Source organism: Kitasatospora sp. NPDC034035, assembly GCF_055575755.1.
In genome coordinates, this window is sequence record NZ_JBVISA010000023.1 from 19,342 (window position 1) to 43,771 (window position 24,430).

The following is a 24,430-nucleotide window of genomic DNA, read 5'->3' on the forward strand; positions in this document are numbered from 1 at the left end:
GGTGCTGGTGGTGTTTTCTTGCTGGTCCCCCGTGCGTGGTCCCCCGTTGAGCCCGCCGCCGTCCGTCAGGAGCGGCGGCGGGCCGTCATGATGCGCTGCAGCAGGACGAAGACGAAGAGCAGCGTGCCGACCGCGATCTTCGTCCACCAGGAGCTGAGCGTGCCCTCGAAGGTGATGATGGTCTGGATCACGCCGAGCACCAGGACGCCCAGCACCGTGCCCAGGACGTATCCCGAACCGCCGGTGAGCAGCGTCCCGCCGATCACCACGGCCGCGATGGCGTCCAGTTCGGTGCCGACCAGGTGCAGGCTGTAGCCCGACAGGGTGTACAGCGTGAAGAGCACGCCGCCGAGCGCGGAGCAGAGCCCGCTGACGGTGTAGGCCCGGATGACGGTCCGTCCGACCGGCACGCCCATGAGCAGCGCCGACTGCGGGTTGCCGCCGACGGCGTACACCGCCCTGCCGAACCGGGTGTAGTGCAGCACGACGAACGCGGCCGCCACCACCGATACGGCGATCACCACCGACCACGAGACGAACACCCCGCCGGGCAGCGTCAGATGGCTCTGCGCCAGGGTGGTGAACAGGTGGTCGGAGATCGGGATGGAGTCGGTGCTGATCAGGTAGCAGAGGCCCCGGGCGAAGAACATGCCCGCCAACGTGGCGATGAACGGCTGCACTTCGAAGTGGTGGATGGCGTACCCCATCCCGGCGCCGAACAGCCCGCCGACCACCAGGACCAGCGGGATCACCAACAGCGGTGGCCAGCCCTGACGTTCGACCAGGTCGGCACAGAGCATGGTGCTGAGCGCCCCGACCGCGCCGACCGAGAGGTCGATCCCGCCGGTCAGGATCACGAAGGTCATGCCGACGGCGATCACCAGCAGGTGGGCGTTGTCGACGAAGAGGTTGGCCAGGACCTGGCCGGAGAGGAAGCCGTAGTAGCGGTAGTTGCCGGCCTCCAGAGTGAGCGCGAAGAGCGCCGTGGTGGCGAGGACCGGGAGGTAGCCCCGGCGCTGTGCGGCGAACTCCCGCAGGGACGTCGTACTCATGCCGCCGTGGCCTCCTTCTTCCCTGGCTTGGCTTCGACGACACCGGCACGGCGGCGCGCCCGGCCGGGGAGCACCTTGGCGCGGAAGGCCGGGGACTGCAGCAGGCACACTGCGGTGACCACCAGGGCCTTGAACACCAGGGTGGTCTCCGGCGGCACGCCGATCGTGTAGACGGTCGTGGAGAGGGTCTGGATGACGAGCGCTCCGACGGCCGTTCCGCCGAGGTGGAAGCGGCCCCCGGAGAGCGAGGTCCCGCCGATCACGACGGCCAGGATGGCGTCGAGCTCGATCCACAGACCGGCGTTGTTGCCGTCCGCCGACGCGACGTTGGAGCTGATCATCAGCCCGGCGCCGGCCGCGCACAGGGCGCAGAAGGCGTACACCGTGACCGTGAGGCCCCGCGCCCGGATGCCGACCAGCCGGCTGGCCTCGCGGTTTCCGCCGACCGACTCCAGCAGCAGGCCGAGCGCGCTGCGTCGAACCGTGAGACCGGTCAGTACCAGCACTGCCGCCGCGATCAGGACCGAGAGCGGCAGGCCGAGTTCGTAGCCGCCGCCGATCAGGTGGTACGGCTCGCTGTTGACGGTGATGATCTGTCCGCCGGTGATCATCTGGGCGACACCGCGCCCGGCGACCATCAGCACCAGGGTGGCGATGATCGGCTGCATCCCGGCTCCCGCCACCAGCAGGCCGTTCCAGATCCCGAGGGCGACGCAGACCGCCAGCGCGAGCAGCACGGCCAGCACGACCGCCCCACTGTCCTTCTGGTTCGTCAGGTGACTGATGTTCAGGCAGGCGACGGCTCCGGAGATGGCCACCAGGGCGCCGACCGAGAGGTCGATGCCGCCGGTGGCGATGACCAGCGTCATCCCGAGGGCGACCAGCAGCAGCGGCGAGCCGAGGCGCAGGATGTCGATCAGGCTGCCGTAGAGGTGGCCGTCACGGACCCGGATGCTGAGGAAGTCCGGCGAGTAGATCACGTTGGTGACGAGCAGTGCGGCCAGCAGGGCCACCGGCCAGAACAGTCGGTGGCCTAGGAGTTGCCTCATCAGTGGGCACCTCCGCTCGCGATGGTCTCCATGAGCCGGTCCAGGGTGAGTTCGGGAGTGTTGGGGAGCGTCGCCACGAGCTCGTGGTCGCGCAGCACGCCGACGGTGTCGGAGAGGCGCAGGACCTCTTCGAGTTCGGCGGAGATGTAGAGGACTGCCATGCCGTCCTCGGCCAGCGAGGCGACCAGCTTCTGGATCTCGGTCTTGGCGCCGATGTCGATGCCACGGGTGGGCTCGTCCAGGATCAGCAGCTTGGGTTCGGTGATCAGCCAGCGCGCGAGCAGGACCTTCTGCTGGTTGCCGCCGCTGAGGTTGCGGACCAGGGCCGAGGGGTCGGCCGGATGGACGTGCAGCGCCTTGATCCACTTGTCGACCAGTTCGTCGGCCCGGCGGGTCGGCAGCGGCCTGGTCCAGCCGCGGGAAGCCTGCAGGGCTAGCAGGATGTTCTCGCGGACGGTGAGGTCCGGGACGATGCCCTCCGTGCGGCGGTTCTCGGAGCAGAACGCGATGCCGTGCCGGATCGCGGCCCGCGGGCTGCGCAGGCTGACGCTCTGTCCGGCGACGGAGATCTTGCCGGTGTCCGCGTGGTCGGCCCCCGCGATCAGCCGGGCGGCCTCGGAGCGCCCGGCGCCGAGCAGGCCGGCCAGGCCGACCACCTCTCCCGGGTGCAGGGCCAGGTCGAACGGCTCCACCGCGCCCTTGCGCCCGAGGCCGTGCGCGGCCACGTACGGCTCGCCGGCCGCACCGGACTCCCGGCCCGTCCGCTGGTGGTCGGAGACCTCCAGCTCGCCGAGTTCCTGGCCCAGCATCGCCGCGACCAGCTCCAGTTGGGGCAGCTCGGCAGTCAGGTACTCCCCCACCAGCTGCCCGTCGCGCAGGACGGTGATCCGGTCGCAGACCTCGTAGACCTGGTCGAGGAAGTGCGTGACGAAGAGGATCGCCACGCCCTCCTCGCGCAGCCGGCGGATGACCGTGAAGAGCCGCGCGACCTCGTCGCGGTCGAGGCTGGAGGTGGGCTCGTCCAGGATCAGGACCTTCAGCCCGCCGACGCCGCCGTCCTCGGTGTCCACGGCTCGGGCGATGGCGACCATCTGCTGCAACGCGAGTGGCAGGGTGCCGACTTCGGCCCGTACGTCGATGTCGAGGTCCAGGCTGCGCAGCAGCTCGGCCGCCTTGCGGCGCAGGGCGGACCAGTGGATGCCGCCGAGGCGGCGCGGTTCACGTCCGAGGAAGAGGTTCTCCGCGACCGAGAGGTTCGGGCAGAGGTTCACCTCCTGGTAGACGGTGCTGACTCCGGCTCCCTGTGCCTGCAGCGGGCCGCCGAAACGGACCGGCGCGTCGGCGAGGACGATCTCGCCGGCCTCCGCGGTGTGGACGCCGGTGAGTACCTTGATCAGGGTCGACTTCCCGGCGCCGTTCTCGCCCATCAGGGCGTGCACCTCGCCGGCGAATAGCCGGAGGTCGACGCCGGACAGAGCCTGGAATCCGGCGAACTCCTTGCTGATACCGGTCATTTCGAGGACCGGGCTGGCGGACTGTGGCGCCGGCATGGTTGCTCCTCTCCTCGCCTGGTGGCCGGGGCCCGGTGCGGGCCCCGGCGGGGTGGTCAGTACTGGCGGTTGGGGAGCTCGGCGGCGGCCTGGTCCTTGGTGAAGACGCCCTCCTTGGAGAGGACCCGGTCGGACACGTCCTGCTTGTCGTGGATCTTCTGGACCAGGTCCATGATCTGCGGGCCGATCAGCGGGTTGCACTCGACGACCTCCTCGATCTTGCCGTCGGCCATCGCCTGGAAGGCGTCCTTGATGCCGTCGATCGAGACGATCTTGATGTCCGTGCCCGGCTTGAGGCCGGCCTCCTCGATGGCCTGGATGGCGCCGACGGCCATGTCGTCGTTGTGCGCGAAGAGGATGTTGATGTCCTTGTGCGCCTTGAGGAAGGCCTCCATGACCTCCTTGCCCTTGGCGCGGGTGAAGTCACCGGTCTGGTCGGCGATGATCTTGAACTTCGGGTCCTTGAGGACGACGTCCTCGAAACCCTTCTTCCGGTCGAGCGCCGGGGCCGATCCGGTGGTGCCCTCGAGCTCGGCGATGTTCACCGGCCCGGGCGCGCTCTTCTCGGCGTCCACCAGCCACTGCCCGGCGCTGGTGCCCTCCTTGACGAAGTCCGACCCGATGAACGACTTGTAGAGCGTCTTGTCCTGGGTGTCGACGGCCCGGTCGGTGAGGATGACCGGGATGCCGGCCGCCTTGGCCTCCTTCAGGACGGTGTCCCAGCCCGTGGTGACCACCGGCGAGAAGCCGATGACGTCCACCTTCTGCTGGATGAAGGACCGGATCGCGGCGATCTGGTTCTCCTGCTTCTGCTGGGCGTCCGAGAACTTCAGCTCGAAGCCGGCCGCCTTCGCCGCGTCCTGGATCGACTTGGTGTTCGCGGAGCGCCAGCCGCTCTCGGCGCCGACCTGCGAGAAGCCGAAGACGAGCTTGTGCTGACCGCCCGCGTCGGCGGAGCCCGCGGGGGCCTTCTTGCCGTCGCAGGCGGCCAGCGAGACGGTCAGCGCGGCGGCGACCGCGACGGCGCCGAGGGTTCTGCTGATGGAACGGGACATCGTGCTCTCCTTGATGATGGCGGATCAGTGAGCGTTGTCTGAAGTGCGATCGGTGATGTTCCGGCCCCGGAGGGCGGCCGAGGGGCGGGCACCGACCGGCACGGTCGACGGGCCTCGAAGGCCGGCCACCGCCCCCGCCGCGAATGGCGATCCTCGGTGTCTGCGGGTACGCGCCGCTCGGGCGGCGGGCGAGCGTGCGGGCGCCGGACGGGACGGGTGCGACGTGAGTGGATCTTCCGCTCCCCACCGATGGCGCCGAGAGGGGCTGCGGCCGCCACGGGGTCGCCCGTGGAAGCGGGGGAACGGGCGGTCCCGGGCGGCCGCAGCCGTGCGGAGCAGCGGGCCCGGCCGGTCGCCTATTTGACCGTGAGGCCCCACTGCCTGGCCAGGACCCCGCCCTGCGGGTCACCAGGAGCGGTCCCGAAGGCCGACCGGCGGCAGGCGGCTCTGCCGGTCAGCTCCGCGGACGCCTCGGACGAGAAGCGGGTCGCGCCGACGGCGGCTCCGGTGGAGCTCATCTTTGATCTCCGTACTCGGTGGGGTCTACGGGCAATGTGGCAGTTGGCGCTGACAAAGAACCGTCGAGGAAGCGCGCCGACAGGTCACGGGGGCGCGCCTTGAAAGCTGCCGCAATTGAGCCCCTGTCAGGGTCCGGATCACTACCGACGTGTGAATTGTTATCGCTAACATTCTGTCCGTCAATGCCCTGTGCAGGTCACATTCGGGTCTCGCCAGGACACCCGGGCTCGCGGAATCCCCGTCCGCTTCCGGGCAAGGCGCGGAGGGAAAGGCGCGGAGGGAAAGGTGGGGGATCGGGGACCCGCGGGCAGGGCGATATTCGACGACATGCCTGCCTCGGCTCCGACCATGCGTCACATTGTGGAGAAGCAATAGCGGGTGGTGCTGCGGTACTCCTCACCGGGGCGCAGCACCGTGGACGGATAGTCGGGGTGGTGCGGCGAGTCGGGGAAGTGCTGGGTCTCCAGCGCGACACCCGCGTACGCCTCCGTACGGTCGGCCGCCGACACCGCTGATGGTCCCGTCGAAGTGGTTGCCGGTGTAGATCTGAAGGCCCGGCTCGGTGGTCAGGCGCTCGAGTCGCCGCCCACTTTCCGGGGTGGCTCAGGACGGCGGCGCGGCGCGGTGAAGTGGCCGCTCGCAGTGCCCAGTTGTGTCGATCGGCAGTTCCGCGCGGGCGATCCGGTTGGCGTACCGGCCCACGGTGGCGCCGAAGTAGCGGGCCGGGCCGATCGGATCGGCTACCGTCGCGGCGCCCAGGACGACGTTGGCCCGCCGCCCCTCCCGGTCGGGAGCGCGCAGCATGTGCAGGGTCGCACCGAGGTCGAGCATCTCCACCGTGACCGCGCTCTCGCAGCCGAACGTCCGGCACCTGATGGTCCGTCCGTCCGGGAGGACGGCATGCGGCTCGTGCCGGACGGACAGTGCGGCGGTCATGCTGCTGCGTTTTCGAGGGTGGGACATGGTGCTGTGGCGGCGCCCCGCCGGCGCCGGGCGCCGCCACGTCGGGGTGTCAGAAACCCTGGGCCAGCCGGTGGTAAGCCTGGTTCCAGCGGATCTCCTTGGTGAACTGGCGCATCGTGGTGTCCGCGTCGATGAGCAGCAGTTCGGTGCCGACCATCTCCGCGAGGTCGGTCAGCTCCTCGGCGCCGATCGCGCTGGAGAGCACGGTGTGGTGCGGGGCCCCGGCGGTCAGCCACGCCTCGGCGGAGGTCCGCAGGTTCGGCCGCGGCTTCCAGACGGCGCGGGCGACCGGCAGGTTCGGCAGCGGCTCGGCGGGCTCGACGACGTCGATCTCGTTGGCCACCAGCCGGAACCGGTCGCCCATGTCGGCCAGGCCCACCACCACGGCCGGCCCGGTCTGCGCGTCGAAGACCATCCGGACGGGGTCCTCGCGGCCGCCGATGCCCAGCGGGTGGATCTCGAGCGTGGGCGTCTCGGACGCGATGCTCGGGCAGACCTCCAGCATGTGGGCGCCGAGGATGACCTCCTGCCCGGGCTCCAGGTGGTACGTGTAGTCCTCCATGAAGGACGTGCCGCCGGGCAGCCCGGCGGCCGCCGCCTTGAGCGTGCGCAGCAGGACGGAGGTCTTCCAGTCGCCCTCGCCGCCGAAGCCGTAGCCGTCGGCCATCAGGCGCTGCACGGCGAGGCCGGGCAGCTGGCGCAGACCACCGAGGTCCTCGAAGTTGGTGGTGAAGGCCTTGAAGCCGCCTTCGTCCAGGAACCCGCGCAGGCCGAGTTCGATCCGCGCCGCGTAGCGCAGCGACTCGTGGCGGTCGGCGCCGTGGCGGAGTTCGGCCGACACCCGGTAGGTGTCCTCGTACTCCTTCACCAGCTCGGTGATCGCGTCGTCCGCGACCGCGTCGACCGCGTCGACCAGGTCGTTGACGCCGTAGGTGTTGACCGAGACGCCGAACCGCCGCTGCGCCTCGACCTTGTCGCCCTCGGTGACGGCGACATCGCGCATGTTGTCGCCGAAGCGGGCGAGCTTCAGGGTGCTGAGCTCGGCGCGGCCGGCGGCGGCGCGGACCCAGGAGCCGATCCTGGCGGCCACCGACGGGTCGCTCACGTGGCCGGCGACGGTCTTGCGGGCCACCCCGAGGCGGGACTGGATGTAGCCGAACTCGCGGTCGCCGTGGGCCGCCTGGTTCAGGTTCATGAAGTCCATGTCGATGGACGCCCACGGCAGCGCGACGTTCGCCTGGGTGTGCAGGTGCAGCAGCGGCTTGCGCAGCGCGTCGAGTCCGGCGATCCACATCTTCGCCGGGGAGAAGGTGTGCATCCAGGCGATCAACCCGACGCAGTCGTCGGAGGCGTTGGCCTCCAGACAGACGCGGCGGATCGCGGAGGCGTCGGTGAGCACGGGCATCCACCGGACCTTGACCGGCAGGCCGGTACCGTCGCCCAGCGCGTCGGCGATCTGCCGGGACTGCTCGGCGACCTGCCGCAGGGTGTCCTCGCCGTAGAGCCCCTGGCTTCCGGTGAGGAACCAGACCTCGCGGCCTTCGAGTGACGTCACTTCAGGACTCCTTAGCCGGCCACGGACTGCTGGCCGTACACGTTCTGGTAGCGGTGGTTGAGGCTGTCGATGTCCGCCTGGGCGATCGGCAGCGGCTCGCCGAGCTGGCGGGAGATGTGGACCGTGCGGGCGACGTCCTCGCACATCACGGCCGCCTTGACCGCCGCCTTCGCGTCCTTGCCGACGGTGAAGACGCCGTGGCTCTTCATCAGCACGGCCGGGGAGCGGTGGCCGCTGAGCGTCTCGACGATGCCCCTGCCGATCGAGTCGTCGCCGATCAGGGCGAACGGGCCGACCGGGATCTCGGCGCCGAACTCGTCGGCCATCGCGGTCAGTACGCAGGGCACGGCCTCGCCGCGCGCCGCCCAGGCGCAGGCGTACGTCGAGTGGGTGTGCACCACTCCCCCGACCTCGGGCATGTGCCGGTAGACGTACGCGTGGGCGGCGGTGTCGGAGGAGGGCGAGTAGTCGCCCTCGACGACCTTGCCGTCCAGGTCGCAGAGGATCATGTTCTCCGGCGACAGCTCGTCGTACGAGACGCCGCTCGGCTTGATCACCAGCAGGTCGTGGCCGGGCACCCGGGCGGAGACGTTGCCGGCGGTCCAGACGACCAGGTTGTAGCGCACCAGCTCCTGGTGCAGTTCGCTGACGTGGCGGCGCAGCAGCGCCACGGTTTCGGGCAGGGTGCTCACAGGGTCAGACCTCGCTGTTCGGGCTGGCGGCGGTGGCTGCCGCGGCGGCGGTCAGGGCGGCGTTGCGGATCGAGCGCAGGCGGTGCAGCGCCTTGTCGGGCCCGGTGCCGAAGTGGTCGTGCAGCAGCCGGTACTCGGCGTACAGGGCGTCGTACGCGTCGGCCCGGTCCGGGTCGGGCGTGTAGGCGGCGCGCTCGACGCGACCCATCGCGGCGGCGCCCGCACGGACGTTTGGGTAGGCCCCCGCCGCGACGGCCGCGTGGATGGCGGAGCCCACCGCGGGGCCCTGGGTGGAGACCGCGAGCGAGACCGGGCGGCGCAGCACGTCCGCGTAGATCTGCATCAGCAGCGCGTTCTTCTTCAGGCCGCCGGTGACGATGAACTCGGTCACCGGGACGCCGCCCTGCTCAAGGGCGTCGACGATGGCGCGGGTGCCGAAGGCGGTGGCCTCCAGCAGAGCGCGGTAGATCTCCTCCGGACGGGTGGCCAGGGTGAGCCCGACGATGACGCCGGAGAGATGGTGGTCGACCAGGGTGGAGCGGTTGCCGTTCATCCAGTCCAGCGCCACCAGGCCGTGGCCGCCGACCGGCTGGTCCGCCGCCTTGCGGGTGAGCAACTGGTGGATGTCCTCGCCGAGTTCGGCCGCCTCTGCGAGGTAGTCGGCGGGTACGCCCTGGCCGGTCCACCACGCAAAGATGTCGCCGACCGCGCTCTGCCCGGCCTCGTAGCCGTAGCTGCCGGCGATGATGCCGCCGTCGACCACACCGCAGATGCCGGGGACGTCCGCCAGGGTGGACCCGTTGACGACGTGGCAGGTGGAGGTGCCCATGATGGCGAGGAGCCGGCCGTTCTCGACGGCCTGGGCCGCGGGGGCGGCGACGTGCGCGTCGACGTTGCCGGCGGCCACCGCGATGCCCTCGGGCAGGCCTGTCCAGGCGGCGGCCTGCGCGGTCAGCGAGCCGACCCGGGAGCCGAGCGGGGAGAGCGGGTGGTCGAGCCGGGTGGCGGCGAAGTCCGCGAAGTCGGGGTGCAGGGCGGCGAGGTAGTCGGCGCTCGGGTACTGGCCGTCCTGGAAGATGCCCTTGTACCCGGCGGTGCAGGTGTTCCGGGTCTCGGTGCCGCAGAGCTGCCAGACGATCCAGTCGGCCGCCTCGATCCAGCGCTCGATGGCGGCGTAGGTCGGCGGGTCCTCCTCCAGCACCTGGAGCGCCTTGGCGTACTGCCACTCGGCGGAGATCTTCCCGCCGTAGCGCGAGATCCACTTCTCGCCGCGCTGGTGGGCCAGTTCGTTGATCCGGTCGGCCTGGTGCTGCGCCGCGTGGTGCTTCCACAGCTTCGGCCAGGCGTGCGGCCGGGCGGCGAACTCCTCGACCTCGGCGAGCGGGGTGCCGTCGGCCAGCACGGGCAGGACAGTGCAGGCGGTGAAGTCGGTGGCGATGCCGATGACGTCGGCCGGGTCGATGCCGGCTGCGGCAACGGCGGCCGGGACGGCGGTGCGCAGCACCTCGCGCCAGTCGTCGGGGTGCTGGAGGGCCCAGTCGGGCGGCAGCGTGGCCCCGCCGACCGGCAGTGTCCGGTCGATGACGGCGTGGGCGTAGTCGTGGACGGCGGAGGCGAGTTCCTCACCGTCGGCGACCCGCACCACCACGGCGCGCCCGGAGAGCGTGCCGAAGTCGATTCCGACGACGTACTGCTGCGGGTCGTCAGGCGCAGGAGTCACGGTCACGTCATCAGTCCTTCGTCCGGTGCGGGGGTGTCGGTGGGTGGTGGGAGGCAGGCCGCCGAGTCGTCCACCCGGAGGATGTCGGGCTCGGCGGCCTGCGGGCCCGCGCCGCGCCCACCCTCAGAGGTGCGGAACGGGGTCCGGGAAGCACGCGCCGCCGTTGCCGTCGCCGTGTCCGGGGATGGGCGGCGTCGGGGTCGTGGTGCGGGCGCTCCGGGAAATTGTGAGCGCTAACAATTGGCCTGTCAAGACATGCCTCGTAACCCGCTGTCAACGGGAACGAAACAAGGTCGTGGCCCGACCTGCCGGCTCCCGAGGGACGACGGCCACCGGTGGCGCGAGATGGATCCTGGCCGGCGGCGCAGCCGTCCTCCCCCTCCCGCTCCTCCTACGGGCCGGCCTCGACAACGGCGACTCGACGCCTCCTGGCGCCACCACGCCGACCGTGACCGCCAACGCCACCACACTGGCCGCCACCAGCACGACGACGCCACCGCGGCCCGACTGCCGCCCCACCCGTCACCCGAGGAGCAACGCACCCGCATCGAACGAGGAGTTCGGTGAGGGCGACGGACGTGCCGACGACCACTCGTTGCCGCACGGCCCTCTCCTTCCTGTTGCGACGGGGCGGGATCGGCTCAGGGCCTGCGCCCCACGTGCGCGGAGCCGCCGTTCGTGATCGCTTCGACCTCCGCCGGCGACGCCATGGACACGTCTGCGAGCCCGGTCATGACCAGGGCGTCGTGGGCCGTTCCGCTGGCCAGGGCCCGTTCCAGGCCACGCCGGTCAGCAGGCCGTCGATCAGCCCGGCGGCGAAACCGTCCCCGGAGCCGATGCGGTCCGGGTCGAGCCGAGGCAGCTTCCCGGGAACCGCGCTTGCCCTGGTGCGCGTGCGCGGCCATCGAGTCGGGAATGCGCAAGCCTTGACTGGGCTTCCGCGTCTACTTGATAGTGATGGCCGCACCGCACTCCTGGCGCGGCGACACCGTCGAAACTCTTGGCATTCCCTGTCGACCGCAATTGTTAGCGCTAACAGTCACCCGGAGTACGAAGCCGGATCGGACCGCCCCCAGGGGGGGCAGGCGCGCCGCCGATTCGGCCACGGCGAGGCTCTTGGTATCGCACCGAACAAGGGAGTCCATGCATGCTGCCCACCCTTCGCGCTGATCGCCGACCTCTGCGGGAACTGCTCGCCGCCCTCGTCACGGTCGCACTCGCCCTGACCGGCGTCCTCGCCCTTGCCGGCACGTCTCAGGCCGCCACGCAGGAACCGTGTGACATCTACGCCGCGGGCGGCACGCCGTGTGTCGCGGCGCACAGTACGACCCGCGCGCTGTTCGCCTCCTACAGCGGTCCGCTGTACCAGGTGCAGCGGACCTCGGACAGCGCGTCGCAGAACATCGGGGTACTGTCCGCCGGCGGCGTCGCCGACGCCGCGGCGCAGGACTCGTTCTGCGCGGGCACCGTCTGCACCATCACCCGCGTCTACGACCAGACCGGCAACAGCGGCAACACCCTGGTCTACCAGGGTCCCGGCGGGACCGGCGGCGCCGACACGGCCGCCCCCGCGACCACCGAAGCGGTGACCGTAGGCGGCCAGAAGGCGTACGCGCTCTACATCAACCCCGGCAACAGCTACTTCGCCAACGGCTCGGGCGTGCCGACCGGCAGCTCACCCGAGGGCGCATACATGATCACCAGCGGCACCCACGTCAACAACGGCTGCTGCTTCGACTACGGCAACACCGAGACCGACCACCACGCCGACGGCAACGGCGCCATGGACGCGATCAACTTCGGCACGGAATGCTGGTTCGGCGGCTGCAGCGGAACCGGGCCCTGGGTACAGGCGGACCTGGAGAACGGCCTGTTCACCGGCGGCAGCAGGGCGTGGAACCCGAACCAGGTCTCCGAGACCAGCCACTTCGTCACCGCGATGCTCAAGAACAACGGCACCACCCAGATGGCACTCAAGGGCGCCGACGCCCAGTCCGGGAGCCTGACCCAGTTCTACAGCGGCGCACTGCCCAGCGGATACAACCCGATGCACAAGCAGGGCGCCATCATCCTGGGCAGCGGCGGCGACTGCTGCCAGACCAACCGCAACGAGAGCGCGGGCACCTTCTACGAGGGTGCCATGGTCAAGGGCTACCCCTCCGACGCCACCGACGCCGCCGTCCAGGCCAACGTCACCGCGGCCGGCTACCGCACCAACACCACCACCCCCCTTCACGCCGGGCGCGAAGGTGTCGCTCCAGGCCACCAGCTCCTGCTGCACCAGCGACTACCTGCAGCACGACACGAGCGACGACAAGGTCGTGATCGCGCCAGTGACCTCCGGTAGTTCCGCCACGGACAAGGGCAACGCCACCTGGATCGTCCGCGCAGGCCTGGCCAACAGCAGCTGCGTCTCCTTCGAGGCGGCCAACGCTTCCGGCAGTTACCTCAGGCACTACGCGTTCCAGCTCCACCTCCAGCCCAATGCCGGCACCAGCCAGTTCGCCGCCGACGCCACCTTCTGCCCCAAGCCCGGAAACAGCGGCACGGGCTACTCCCTGCAGTCCTTCAACTACCCGGCCAAGTACGTCCGCCACTACGCCCTGACCGCCTACATCGCGAGCAACGGCGGAACCAACGCCTGGGACTCCGCGTCCTCGTGGGCCCAGGACACCAGCTGGCTCGCCGCCACCCCCTGGAGCTGACCAGCAACCCGCCCCGGGTCCGGTGCCGAAGACCGCCGAATCCGCGCCGGCTCCGGGCACGTCAACCCGACCCCCGCCGCCCGCACAGCCGGGCACCGGGAGTTCGTCGAGGCTCACCTCACACCCCACCCAGTGAAAAGAGTCCTTCATGACCAAGCAACCGTGGATCCGCCGCGCCGGTCGCGCGCTCCTCTCGGCCGGCACAACCGCCGTGCTCGCCGCCGGCCTGCTCACCGCCACGGCCACCACCTCGCAGGCCGCCACCCAGCAGCCGTGCGACATCTACGCCGCGGGCGGCACCCCGTGCGTCGCCGCGCACAGCACCACCCGCGCCCTGTACGCGGGGTACGGCGGCCCGCTGTACCAGGTCAGGCGCGCCTCCGACAGCGCGACCAAGGACATCGGCGTCCTGAGCACCGGCGGATACGCCGACGCCGCCGCGCAGGATGCCTTCTGCGCGAACACCAGCTGCGTCATCACCGTCATCTACGACGAGTCCGGCAAGGGCAACCACCTCACCCAGGCACCCGCAGGCGGAGCCGCCGGCGGGCCGGACAACCTCGCCAACGCCTTCGAGGCGCCGGTCACCGTCGGCGGCCACAAGGCGTACGGCGTCTACGTGGCCCCCGGCACCGGCTACCGCAACGACCACACCAACGGCATCGCCACCGGCGACCAGCCCGAGGGCATGTACGCGATCTTCAACGGCAAGCACTTCAACGACGGCTGCTGCTTCGACTACGGCAACGCCGAGACCAACGACCACGACACCGGCAACGGCCACATGGAGGCCATCTACTTCGGCAACAACAAGGTCTGGGGCTCCGGCAGCGGCAACGGCCCGTGGGTGATGGCCGACCTGGAGAACGGCCTGTTCTCCGGCGTGAACACCCGCTTCAACGCCGGCGACCCCACCGTCACCAACCGGTTCCTGAGCGCCATGGTCAAGGGCGCCCCGAACCAGTGGGCCATCCGCGGCGGCGACGCGCAGTCGGGCAGCCTGTCCACCTTCTACAGCGGCGTGCGCCCCAACGCCTCCGGCTACAACCCGATGCACAAGGAAGGTTCGATCATCCTGGGCATCGGCGGTGACAACAGCAAGGGTGCCCAAGGCACCTTCTACGAAGGCGTGATGACCTCGGGCTACCCCTCGGACGCCACCGAGAACGCCGTACAGGCCAACATCACCGCCGCCGGCTACAGCAGCGCCTCGACCAGCACCGGCTCGCTGACGCCCGGCTCCCGGATCTCCCTCCAGGCCACCACCGCCCCCTGCTGCACCTCTGACTACCTCCGCCACGACGACGCCGACAACAAGGTCGTCATCTCCACCATCAACTCCTCCAGCTCGGCCACCGACAAGGCCGACGCCACCTGGATCGTCCGCGCCGGCCTGGCCAACACCTCCTGCCTGTCCTTCGAGTCCGTCGACAACCCCGGCCAGTTCCTGCACCACTACAACTACGAGCTCTACCTGAGCGCCGACACCGGCAGCGGCTCCTTCGCGCAGGACGCCACCTTCTGCCCCACCACGGGCAACAGCGGGGTCGGCCACTCCTTCCAGTCCGTCAACTTCCCGACGAAGTACCTCCGCCACTACAACTTCACGGCCTACATCGCCAGCAACGGCGGAACCAACGCCTGGGACTCCACGTCCTCGTGGGCCCAGGACACCAGCTGGCTCACCGCCTCTCCCTGGAGCTGACGGAAACACTGTCCGGCGCGGCCGGGTGTGATGACGGTGCCGTCGGCGTCGAGCAGCTCCTGCTGGTCGACGCCGACGGCACCGTTCCACGTCCCGGCCCCCCTTCCTGCCAGGGGAGCACCGAATGAGCACCGTGGCCCTGACCTTCGACGACGGCCCACACCCCGACAGCACGCCCGCCCTGCTCGACGCGCTGACCCGGGCCGGCGTCCGAGCCACCTTCTTCGTGTGCGGCGACCAGGTCGTCCGTCACCCGGAGTTGCTGGGCGCCCTGCACGAGGCCGGGATGTGGCTGGGCAACCACAGTCACACCCACCCGCACCTGACGGGCCTCGACGACCACGCGCTGCGGCGTGAACTCCGGTTGCCACAACGGCTGTTGCACCGAATGACCGGCAGCTACCCGACCCTCTTCCGCCCACCCTACTGCGACACCGACGCCCGGGTGCGCGGCGCCGCGGCGGCACTCGGACTCACCGAGGTGCTGTGCACCACCGACACCCGTGACTGGGCGGGCGCCGACGCCGAGGCCATCGTGCGCGCAGCCCGGGACGAACCGCCGGGCGGCGTGGTGCTGATGCACGACCACGGCCGCCAGAGCACCGTCGAGGCCGTACCACATCTGCTGGCGGCCTGGGCCGAGCGGGGACTGCGGCCGGGACCGGTCCCGCCTCGATGACGGCGCCACAGCCGACAGTTGACGACTCTCCGTCACAGTGAGGAGCCACCTTGCCCTACAGCATCCGCGCGGGCGGCCTGGAACGGCACACCGCCGCAGAGGTCCTGCGCGTCGAGCCCTGGGGACCGGACGCCGTCCGCGTGCGGGCCTCGGCCGGGACCATCGATCCCGCTGCCCCCGGTGCGCTGGAGAGCCCTTCGCCCTCCCCGCACGCCGAGCTGTCGGTATCGGACGACGGCTGTGCCCGCCTGGTCAACGGACGCCTCGCGGTCGAGGCCTCCACGGACGGCCGACTGACGTTCCGTCATGCCGCGTCGGGCCGCGAACTGCTCGCCGAGAAGAGCCCGCACGCGCATCCCGCCGGCCATCGCGTCCACGCGGCGGCCGGCCGGACGGAGCAGCACTTCGCGGCCTACGGCGGTGAACGGCTGCACGGCCTGGGCCAGCATCCGCACGGGCACCTGGACCAGAAGGGCTGTGTGATCGACCTCGTCCAGAGCAACACCGTAGCCGCCATCCCCTTCCTGCACTCCTCGCGCGGCTACGGACTGCTGTGGAACAACCCCGCCACCGGCCGCGTCGAACTGGGTGCCGACACCACCGGGTGGACCGCCGACGCCGGTGGGCGCATCGACTACTGGATCACCGCCGGCGACACCCCGGCCCGGATCCTGGACTCCTACACCCGGGCCACCGGCCGCCCGCCGCTCCTGCCCGAATGGGCGTCCGGTTTCTGGCAGTCGAAGCTGCGCTACCGCACCCAGGACGAACTCCTGGCCGTGGCACGGCAGTACAAGGAGCGTGGACTGCCGCTGTCCGTCATCGTCTGCGACTTCTTCCACTGGCCGAGGATGGGCGACTGGCGCTTCGAGGAGAGCGAATGGCCCGACCCCGCCGCCATGGTCGAGGAACTGACGGACCTCGGGGTGAGACTCGCCGTCTCGGTGTGGCCCACCGTCGAGCCCGGCAGTGACACCCACGACGAGCTGCGTTCGGCCGGGCACCTCGTGCGCGACGCCGACGGCGGCTTGCTCACCTACCCGTGGCCGTCGCGGTACAGCGCGGATGCGCTGATCCGCCCCATGGCCTACTACGACGCCACCCACCCCGGCGCCCGCGCCGCGCTGTGGCAGCGACTGAACGACAACTACCGCTCTCTGGGCGTGGCGTGCTTCTGGCTGGACGCGTGCGAGCCCGACCTGCCCCGGGACCGGGCCGACCGCGCGGTCTACGCGGCCGGCCGGGCCGCCGAGGCCGCGAACCTCTACCCGCTGGAGCACACCCGCGCGGTGGCCGACGGCCTGCGCGCGGCGGGTGAGGACCGGCCGCTGTCGCTGGTCCGCTCCGCCTGGGCCGGCAGCCAGCGGCACGGGGCGCTGCTGTGGTCCGGCGACATCCCCACCACCTTCGACTCCCTCGCGCGCCAGATCAGGGCCGGGCTGAACGTCGCGATGAGCGGCATCCCCTGGTGGAACACCGACATCGGCGGCTTCTTCGGCGGCGCCCCGGACGACCCCGCGTACCGCGAACTGCTGATCCGGTGGTTCCAGTACGGCACCTTCAGCCCCGTCATGCGGCTGCACGGGGACCGCGAGCCCAACCACCCCACGTTCTCCGCGGACATGACCGGCGGGCCGAACGAGCTCTGGTCGTACGGGGACGAGGCTTACGGCATCCTCCGTGACCACCTGTTGCTGCGCGAGCGTCTGCGCCCCTACCTGAGGCAACTGTCCGAGGACGCCCACCGCACCGGCGCCCCGCCGATGCGCCCGCTGTTCTTCGACTTCCCCGAGGACGAGCAGGCCTGGGACGTGGACGACCAGTTCCTGCTCGGCCCCGACGTGCTGGTGGCACCCGTGTACGAGGCCGGCGCCCGGGCCCGCCGGGTGTACCTGCCGTCCGGCGCCCGCTGGCTCGACCTGGTCAGCGGACAGGTGCTGGAGGGCGGAACGACGCACGACGCCGAGGCCCCGCTGGAACGCATCCCGGTCCTCGTACGGGAAGGGGCCGAGGTCGCGGCCCGGCTCGGCTGAAGCGGCCGGAACAACAGGAACGGCGGGCGAGACCGCGTCACCGTCCACCTGGGTGGCGTCGACGACCGTGATGTTCGCATGGTCGTCGACGTCGACCGTCCGGGTCCGACAGTCGACGACCACGCGGGTCACGGACAGGAAGCAGGTCGGCTGCCGACGCGGACGCGGAACTCACATGGCAAACCCCTCGGGCAGGTTGGGCTCGACGGCGAACGTCGAAGCGCATCGACGCTGACATGAACCAGATTGGCTGTCAACCACCCCTGCACAGAAGGAATTTGGATTTGTTCAGGGCCTTGCTGAACCGGTAACACGCCATTAGTCTCGCCGAAACATCCAAGCGCTTCGACATCCTCCGCGGGGAAGGGCTGGCCCACCATGACCACCGAGCTGAACCGGAGAAGGTTCCTGTCCGCCGGCGCATCGATCGCGGGAGCCGTCGCCATGGCGCCGCTGCTCTCCGCCTGCGGCGGCGGCTCGCACCAGAAGACCGGGGCGAACACCTCGTCGGGCCTCAAGGTGGCACTACCGGCCTTCCTGCCGAGCACGGCCCTCACGCCGGACATCGCGTCGGTCGCGGGCGGCGCCGACGCGGCGACGGACCCCGGCTTCCTCAGCTACCCGGCCGCCCCGGCCGCCACGGTGTCCGGCCCGCCCGGCAAGGGCGGCAGCTACACGGCGGTCACCCCGCTGTGGGGCACCGTGCCACAGCCCGGCAACTCCTTCTACCAGGCCATGAACAAGGCCCTGGGCGTGAACCTCACCATGAAGCCGGCCGACGGGAACAACTACCACACCATCGTGCCGACCATGACGGCCGCCAAGAAGCTGCCCGACTGGATCAACCTGCCGGCCTGGTGGAACCCCAACTTCAACACGGGCGAGCTGGCCCGGACCCAGTTCGCGGACCTGACACCTCACCTCTCCGGCGACAACGTCAAGAAGTACCCCAACCTGGCCGCCCTCCCCACCGGTGCCTGGCAGACAGGCGTCTGGGGCGACAAGCTCTACGGCATCCCCTGCTTCGCCACCACGTTCCCCGGCCCCGGTGGCGTCTTCCACCGCAGGGACCTCCTCGAATCGCGCGGGATCACCAATGCCCAGGTGAAGTCCCCCGCCGACCTGATGAACCTCGGCAAGGAGCTGACCGACGCCAAGCGCGGCGTGTGGGCCTTCGACGACGTGTGGACCTACCTCTACCCCTCCTTCGGCGCGCCCGTGAAGTGGAAGGTCGACAGCGGCAAGCTGGTCCACCTCTTCGAGACCCAGGAGTTCCTGGAAGCCCTCGACTGGCACTACCGCCTGGCCACCTCCGGGTACATGCACCCGGACGCGCTCGCGGGCGACGGCGCCAACCAGGGCACCCGCTTCTACGCCGGAAAGGTGCTGATCGCGGGCGGCGGGCTGGGTGCCTGGAATCTCGCCGACTACCAGTCCGGTGTCGCCGCCGACCCGAACTACCGGCGCGGTGCCTTCGACATCCTGACCGCCGACGGCAAGAGCACGCCGGTGGCCTACATGGGCGCCCCCAGCAGCATGATCAGCTACCTCAACGCCGACCTGAAGCCGGATCAGATAGCGGAACTGCTCGCGGTGGCGAACTACCTGGCCGCACCGTACGGCTCGGCCGAGTACACGATGACCAACTTCGGGGTCGAGGGCGTCCACCACAATCGGGTCAACGGCGTGCCGACCTTCACCGACGAGGGCAAGAAGAACGTCCAGGCAACCACCTTCCCCTTCCTCTCCTCCGGCTCGTCCGTGATCAGCAACCCGGGCGGCGACGTCGTCACCAAGGACTACTCCGCCTGGCAGGCCGCCAACGTCAAGGCCCTGGTCAAGCCGCCCTTCTGGGCCATGAACTACAGCATGCCGCAGGACATCGCCACAGCCGAGGCGGCGCAGGCCGTCAACGACACCATCATCGACTGCTACCACGGGAAGAAGAAGGTCTCCGACGTCCAGGCGGCGGTCTCCACCTGGAAGTCCGGCCAGGGGGCGCGGCTCAAGCGGTGGATGACCGAGAACGTCCTCGACAAGTACGGCGCCGGCCAGTGAGCACCGCGCGGTCGGAACGCCGGGCAGCGCCCACCCGGTTGAGCCGGCGGATCAGGCTGCGGCGGGACAAGTCGCTGCTACTGATGACGATACCCGCGGTCGTCCTGCTCCTGGTGTTCAACTACGCGCCGCTGTTCGGCCTGGTGACCGCGTTCCAGAGCTACGACCCACTGGTCGGTGTCTGGCACAGCGACTGGGTCGGGCTCGACCAGTTCCAGGCGCTCTTCGGCGACCCGCTGTTCTGGGAGTCGATGAAGAACACGCTGTACCTGAGCTGCGTCCAGCTGGTCCTGTTCTTCCCGATCCCGATCGCGCTCGCCCTGCTGCTCAACTCGGTGCTGAGCGAGCGGATGCGCAACTTCATCCAGTCCGTGCTCTACCTGCCGCACTTCTTCTCGTGGGTGCTGGCCCTGACGATCTTCCAGCAGATGCTGGGCGGCGCCGGCCTGCTCAACCAGTTCCTGCGTCAGCACGGGATCGGCACCTGGGACATCATGACCGACCCGCACACCTTCGCGTTGCTGGTCACCTCCCAGGCGATCTGGAAGGAGGCGGGCTGGGGAATCATCGTCTTCCTCGCCGCGCTGAGTGCGATCAACACCGAGCTGTACGAGGCGGCGGCCGCCGACGGTGCGGGACGGTGGCGGCGGATGTGGCACATCACCCTGCCCGGCCTGCGCGGTGTGGTCATGCTGATGCTGGTGCTGCGCCTGGGCAACGCTCTGTCGGTCGGCTTCGAGCAGTTCCTGATCCAGCGGACGGCGGTCGGCCACGACGCGGCCGACGTGCTGGACACCTTCTCCTTCTACTACGGCATCGCCGCCGGCAACTACAGCTACGGCGCGGCGGCCGGGCTCTTCAAGAGCCTGGTCTCGCTGCTGCTGCTCTGGGGGGCCAACCGGCTGGCGCACGCCTTCGGCGAGGACGGGCTCTACCGGAAATGACCAACACACTCAGCATCGGCCGCGGCAAGCGCACACGCAACGCGGTGACCGCTCCCCCACGCTCCGCCCGGACCGCACGCCCGCCCTGGCAGGAGCCGCCGACCACGATCGGCCAGGCCGCCAAGGGGCTGACGCTCGGCGGGGTTCTGGCGGTCGTCCTGGTCCCGCTCTGGATCATCGTGGTCACCAGCTTCTCCACCCCCGGGGCCGTCAACCGGGCCGGCGGGATGGTGATCTGGCCGGACGGCCTGACCGTCGAGGCCTACCGCGCGATGCTGGACAACCCGACGGTGCTCACCGCGCTGCTGGTGAGCCTCGGCATCACCGGCGTCGGCACGGCAGTGTCCATGGTGGTGTCGATCCTGTGCGCCTACGGGCTCTCGCGCCCGCGCTCGCTCGGCCACCGCTTCATCCTGCTGCTGCTGGTCGTCACCATGTTCGTCGGCGGCGGCCTGATCCCGACCTTCCTGGTGGTCACCGGACTCGGCGGCTACGACCAGTGGTGGGCACTGATCCTGCCCAGCGCGGTCTCCGTCTTCAACATCCTGGTGCTGCGCGCCTTCTACTCCGAGACCTCCGCCGAACTGATCGACGCGGCCCGGATGGACGGCGCCGGCGACTGGCGGATCCTCTGGTCGGTGGTCCTGCCCACCTCGCGCGCCGTGACCGCGGTGATCGCGCTCTTCTATGGCGTGGGCTACTGGAACTCGTTCTTCAACGTCATGCTCTACATGCCGACCGACAGCCAGAAGTGGCCGCTGCAGTACGTCCTGCTCACCTACGTCAACCGGGGCAACGGAATGCCGGGTTCGGTCAACTCCGGCTTCGGCAGCACACACGCCCAGACCGCGCCGCTCTCCTTGCAGATGGCAGTGGTGGTCCTCACCCTGGTGCCGCTCGTTGTCGTCTACCCCTTCATCCAGAAGCACCTGCGAACCGGCGTGCTGACCGGGGCGATCAAGGGCTGACCCGGCCTCGCCCCCGGTGGCTCGCAGCGAACGGAGCGGTCCCGGCACACACCTCCCCGGCACGCACCTCCCCGGCACCCACCGGGACCGCTCTCCACCCCGACCCGAAGGAGCAGGACCGATGGTGACACTCGCCGACGTGGCCAGGCACGCCGGCGTCTCGGCAAGCACCGTCAGCTACGCGCTCAGCGGCAAGCGCTCGATCTCGACACAGACCCGGCAGCGAATCGAACGGGCCGTCACCGACCTCGGCTACCACCCGAACGCCGGCGCCCGGGCGCTGGCCGGCAAGCGTTCGCACATCATCGCCCTGGTGGTGCCGCTGCACACCGAGGTCTACGTGCCGACCATGATGGAGATCGCCATCGCGGTCACCGTCGCGGCCCGGGACCATGGCTACGACGTGCTCCTGCTCACCAACGACGAGGGCCCCGAAGGGGTGCAGCGCGTCGCCGCCAGCGGGCTGGCCGACGGCGTGATCCTGATGGACATCCGGCTGGACGACGACCGCATCCCGGTGTTGCACGCCCAGCGCACCGCGGCCGCGCTCATCGGGCTGCCCGACGACCCGTCCGGGCTGGCCTGCGTCGACCACGACTTCGCCACCTCGGGCGCCCTGTGCGCCGACCACCTGGCCGACCTCGGCCACCGCGACATCGCCTTCATCGGCTACGGCAGCGCCGTCTACCGGCGGCACGCCGGTTACGCCGAGCGGACCCTGAACGGCTTCCGCTCCCGGGCCGAGCAGCGCGGCCTGCGCTTCCTGCACCGACCCTGCGAGGGCACCTACGAGAGCACCGCCGGCACCCTGGCCCGGATCCTCGCGGACCGCCCGGACACCACCGGCTTCGTGGTGCAGAACGAGGGCGCGATCGGCCCGCTGCTCAGCCTGCTGCGCGCCGGCGGGCGGACCGTTCCGGAGGACGCGTCGGTGATCGCCATCTGCCCCGAGCAGCTGGCCGAGCAGCACGCGCCCAGGCTTACCTCCGTGACGGGCCCGAAGAAGGAGCTCGGCCGGGTGGCCGTGGAGCAGGTCCTGGCCCGGATCGCCGCAGTAGCAGCGGGCACCGAGCCGGCGGACGAACTGGTCCTGACGCCACCGGAGCTGGTGGTCCGTGAGAGCACCGGCCCGGCCCCGGTGCGCGGTCCACGCCAATGACGCCACCTTGACACGCCGTCAGCACGCCCTCCCCTCCCCACGCGAGGAAGACCACCATGTCCGAAGAGCGCCAGACGATCCGCTGGGGCCACCAGGCCCTGAGCGTGGAGATCGCCCTCGGCGAGGACGGCACCGCCCGCCTGGTCCACATCGGCCCGCCCTGCCGGCCCATCGGCGCTCCGCGTCCCGGCGCGCCGCTGCCCCTGGTGGAGGTGACCGCGGGGGGCCAGGGCCGCCACTGGTCGGGCCGGCACCTCATCGACACCGGCATCGGGGCGCGGCTGCGCCACCGGTCCCACCGCGCCACTTCATAGCCACCTGGTCCGGGAGTGACGCCAATCCCTCCGCCTTCCGGTTCAACGGCGCCGCCTGCGCGATCGGCTGAGCCCGCATGACCGGTGGCGCCCCGGCCGCCCCGAACAGCCGGGGCGCCACTCGCGAAGAACCATCCCCACGAAAGGAATTGACCACGTGTCAGGCCAGCAACAGCCGGACAGCACTGTCACCAACCCCGTGATCCCCGGGTTCCACCCCGATCCCAGCATCTGCCGGGTCGGCGACGACTACTACCTCGTCTGCTCCAGCTTCGAGTACTTCCCCGGCATCCCCGTCTTCCACAGCCGCGACCTGGTGAACTGGACCCAGATCGGCAACGCCCTGGACCGGCCGAGCCAGCTGCGCCTGCCCCGCGACATGCCCTCCTCCGCCGGTATCTTCGCGCCCACCCTGCGCCACCACGACGGCCGCTTCCGGCTGATCGTCACCAACGTCGGCGACGGCGGCAACATGCTCTTCACCGCCACCGACCCGGCCGGCCCCTGGTCCGACCCGCTCCGGCTGCCAGATGTCCCCGGCATCGACCCGGACCTCGCCTGGGACGAGGACGGCACCTGCTGGTGCACCGTCGCCGGCGTCTCCCAGGTCCGGATCGACCCGGCGACCGGAAGGACCTCCGGCGAGCCGCGCAAGCTCTGGTCCGGCACCCCCGGTGCACTGGCCCCCGAGGCGCCGCACCTGTACCGGATCGGCGAGTACTGGTACCTGATGATCTCCGAGGGCGGCACCGAGCGCGGCCACAGCGTCGCCATCTCCCGCGCCGACTCCCCCTCAGGTCCCTTCGAGCCGTGCCCGGCCAACCCGATCCTGACCCACCGCGGCACCAGCCACCCGATCCAGAACACCGGCCACGCCGACCTGGTGCAGGCCCCCGACGGCTCCTGGTGGATGGTGCTGCTCGCCGTGCGGCCGGGCGGCGGCACACCGGGCTGGCACGTGCTCGGCCGCGAGACCTTCCTCGCACCGGTGAGCTGGGTCGACGGCTGGCCCGTGGTCGGCGCGCTCTCGTCGGAGATGCCCGCGCCCGCATGGCCGCTCCAGCCCGCGCCCAGCGTTGCGGTCCGGGACGACTTCGACCAGGCCGAGCTGCACCCGCGCTGGATCTCGGTGCGGGAGCGCCGCGCCGAGCTCTGCACCACCAAGGAACGGTCCGGCTGGCTGACCCTGCACGCCGCCGGCGCCTCCCCGGACGAGCCCGACCTGGTGTTCGTCGGCCGGCGCCAGCAGCACCTGACCTGCCGGGTCCGCACGCTGGTCGACGCGACCGCCGGCCGCGGCGGGCTGGCCGTGCGGCTGGACGAGCAGCACCACTACGAGATCGAGGCCGGCGACGGCCAGGTGCGCGTCCTCGCCCGGATCGGCCCACTGCGCACCGAGGTGGCCGCCAATCCGCTGCCCGCAGGACCGGTGGTCCTCGGCCTCGGGATCGCCCCGGCACCGCCGCAGGGCTCGCGAACCGGCCCCGATCTGCTCTCCTTCGGCGTCGAGCAACCGGACGGCAGCTTCGCCGTGCTCGCCACCCTCGACGGCCGCTACCTGTCCACCGAAGTGGCCGGCGGCTTCACCGGCCGGGTCATCGGCATGTACGCCGCGGCCGGCACCGTCCACTTCGACTGGTTCGACTACGAGCCCCTCCCCCTTCCCTGATCGTCCGTCAGGGCTCCCCCACCCCCGTTTCACACGAAAGG

At 70.5% G+C, this 24,430-nt stretch carries 20 protein-coding genes and 2 pseudogenes; 11 read left to right on the forward strand and 11 right to left on the reverse strand.

The features are described 5' to 3' along the window. Positions 1–65: 65 nt before the first annotated feature. From yjfF to ACZ52J_RS28640, 11 genes and pseudogenes are all read right to left on the reverse strand, one after another. Positions 66–1,052 carry a galactofuranose ABC transporter, permease protein YjfF gene (yjfF, locus tag ACZ52J_RS28590; protein ID WP_465622803.1) on the reverse strand — a complete coding sequence of 329 codons (987 nt, stop codon included), beginning with the start codon at positions 1,050–1,052 and terminating at the stop codon, positions 66–68. Then, positions 1,049–2,101, reverse strand: coding sequence for an ABC transporter permease (locus ACZ52J_RS28595; RefSeq protein WP_465622804.1), 1,053 nt, complete (start codon positions 2,099–2,101; stop codon positions 1,049–1,051). Before ACZ52J_RS28595 ends, yjfF begins: the two co-directional genes overlap by 4 nt. After that, positions 2,101–3,651 carry a sugar ABC transporter ATP-binding protein gene (locus tag ACZ52J_RS28600; protein ID WP_465622806.1) on the reverse strand — a complete coding sequence of 517 codons (1,551 nt, stop codon included), beginning with the start codon at positions 3,649–3,651 and terminating at the stop codon, positions 2,101–2,103. The genes ACZ52J_RS28595 and ACZ52J_RS28600 overlap by 1 nt, the downstream gene beginning before the upstream one ends. Before the next feature lie 56 nt (positions 3,652–3,707). Then, on the reverse strand, positions 3,708–4,706 hold the full coding sequence (locus ACZ52J_RS28605) for an ABC transporter substrate-binding protein (protein WP_465622807.1): 999 nt from the start codon (positions 4,704–4,706) through the stop codon (positions 3,708–3,710). 356 nt (positions 4,707–5,062) lie between these two features. Beyond that, a complete protein-coding gene (locus ACZ52J_RS28610) occupies positions 5,063–5,224 on the reverse strand; it encodes a hypothetical protein (RefSeq protein WP_465622808.1) in 162 nt (53 codons plus the stop codon). 354 nt (positions 5,225–5,578) lie between these two features. Further along, positions 5,579–5,822, reverse strand: a pseudogene (locus ACZ52J_RS28615) (aldose epimerase family protein); the annotation flags it as partial. 6 nt (positions 5,823–5,828) lie between these two features. After that, positions 5,829–6,161: an aldose epimerase family protein gene (locus ACZ52J_RS28620; protein ID WP_465622810.1), complete on the reverse strand. Its 333-nt coding sequence runs from the start codon at positions 6,159–6,161 to the stop codon at positions 5,829–5,831. Between the two features lie 76 nt (positions 6,162–6,237). Beyond that, positions 6,238–7,743, reverse strand: a complete 1,506-nt coding sequence (gene araA / locus ACZ52J_RS28625; RefSeq protein WP_465622811.1) for an L-arabinose isomerase — start codon at positions 7,741–7,743, stop codon at positions 6,238–6,240. 11 nt (positions 7,744–7,754) lie between these two features. Next, positions 7,755–8,435 carry an L-ribulose-5-phosphate 4-epimerase gene (locus ACZ52J_RS28630; RefSeq protein ID WP_465622814.1) on the reverse strand — a complete coding sequence of 227 codons (681 nt, stop codon included), beginning with the start codon at positions 8,433–8,435 and terminating at the stop codon, positions 7,755–7,757. A 4-nt stretch (positions 8,436–8,439) separates the two neighbouring features. After that, entirely contained in the window at positions 8,440–10,155 is a 1,716-nt protein-coding gene (locus tag ACZ52J_RS28635) for a ribulokinase (RefSeq protein ID WP_465622938.1), read from the reverse strand. A 641-nt stretch (positions 10,156–10,796) separates the two neighbouring features. Continuing rightward, a pseudogene (locus ACZ52J_RS28640) lies at positions 10,797–10,999 on the reverse strand (sugar kinase); the annotation flags it as partial. Positions 11,000–11,302: 303 nt separating this feature from the next. On the opposite strand from ACZ52J_RS28640, the gene ACZ52J_RS28645 reads away from it, so the two are divergent. The 11 genes from ACZ52J_RS28645 to ACZ52J_RS28695 all read left to right on the forward strand — a co-directional run bounded on the left by ACZ52J_RS28645 (position 11,303) and on the right by ACZ52J_RS28695 (position 24,389). Further along, positions 11,303–12,502: an arabinofuranosidase catalytic domain-containing protein gene (locus tag ACZ52J_RS28645; protein ID WP_465622815.1), complete on the forward strand. Its 1,200-nt coding sequence runs from the start codon at positions 11,303–11,305 to the stop codon at positions 12,500–12,502. Further along, positions 12,405–12,860, forward strand: a complete 456-nt coding sequence (locus ACZ52J_RS28650) for an AbfB domain-containing protein (RefSeq protein ID WP_465622816.1) — start codon at positions 12,405–12,407, stop codon at positions 12,858–12,860. The genes ACZ52J_RS28645 and ACZ52J_RS28650 overlap by 98 nt, the downstream gene beginning before the upstream one ends. A gap of 148 nt (positions 12,861–13,008) precedes the next feature. Then, positions 13,009–14,565: an alpha-L-arabinofuranosidase B gene (locus ACZ52J_RS28655; protein WP_465622817.1), complete on the forward strand. Its 1,557-nt coding sequence runs from the start codon at positions 13,009–13,011 to the stop codon at positions 14,563–14,565. Positions 14,566–14,689: 124 nt separating this feature from the next. Then, positions 14,690–15,244: a polysaccharide deacetylase family protein gene (locus tag ACZ52J_RS28660; protein WP_465622819.1), complete on the forward strand. Its 555-nt coding sequence runs from the start codon at positions 14,690–14,692 to the stop codon at positions 15,242–15,244. Positions 15,245–15,294: 50 nt separating this feature from the next. After that, positions 15,295–17,277, forward strand: coding sequence for a glycoside hydrolase family 31 protein (locus ACZ52J_RS28665; RefSeq protein WP_465622821.1), 1,983 nt, complete (start codon positions 15,295–15,297; stop codon positions 17,275–17,277). Between the two features lie 378 nt (positions 17,278–17,655). Next, positions 17,656–19,335, forward strand: coding sequence for an ABC transporter substrate-binding protein (locus ACZ52J_RS28670; protein ID WP_465622823.1), 1,680 nt, complete (start codon positions 17,656–17,658; stop codon positions 19,333–19,335). After that, positions 19,332–20,279 (forward strand): ABC transporter permease, encoded by a 948-nt coding sequence (locus tag ACZ52J_RS28675; RefSeq protein WP_465622825.1) that lies wholly within the window; start codon positions 19,332–19,334, stop codon positions 20,277–20,279. Before ACZ52J_RS28670 ends, ACZ52J_RS28675 begins: the two co-directional genes overlap by 4 nt. Continuing rightward, on the forward strand, positions 20,276–21,247 hold the full coding sequence (locus ACZ52J_RS28680) for a carbohydrate ABC transporter permease (protein ID WP_360501666.1): 972 nt from the start codon (positions 20,276–20,278) through the stop codon (positions 21,245–21,247). The genes ACZ52J_RS28675 and ACZ52J_RS28680 overlap by 4 nt, the downstream gene beginning before the upstream one ends. A gap of 121 nt (positions 21,248–21,368) precedes the next feature. Then, on the forward strand, positions 21,369–22,406 hold the full coding sequence (locus ACZ52J_RS28685) for a LacI family DNA-binding transcriptional regulator (protein WP_465622827.1): 1,038 nt from the start codon (positions 21,369–21,371) through the stop codon (positions 22,404–22,406). 56 nt (positions 22,407–22,462) lie between these two features. Then, positions 22,463–22,720: a hypothetical protein gene (locus ACZ52J_RS28690; protein ID WP_465622829.1), complete on the forward strand. Its 258-nt coding sequence runs from the start codon at positions 22,463–22,465 to the stop codon at positions 22,718–22,720. A gap of 157 nt (positions 22,721–22,877) precedes the next feature. Continuing rightward, positions 22,878–24,389, forward strand: a complete 1,512-nt coding sequence (locus ACZ52J_RS28695) for a glycoside hydrolase family 43 protein (RefSeq protein ID WP_465622830.1) — start codon at positions 22,878–22,880, stop codon at positions 24,387–24,389. Positions 24,390–24,430 lie beyond the last annotated feature (41 nt).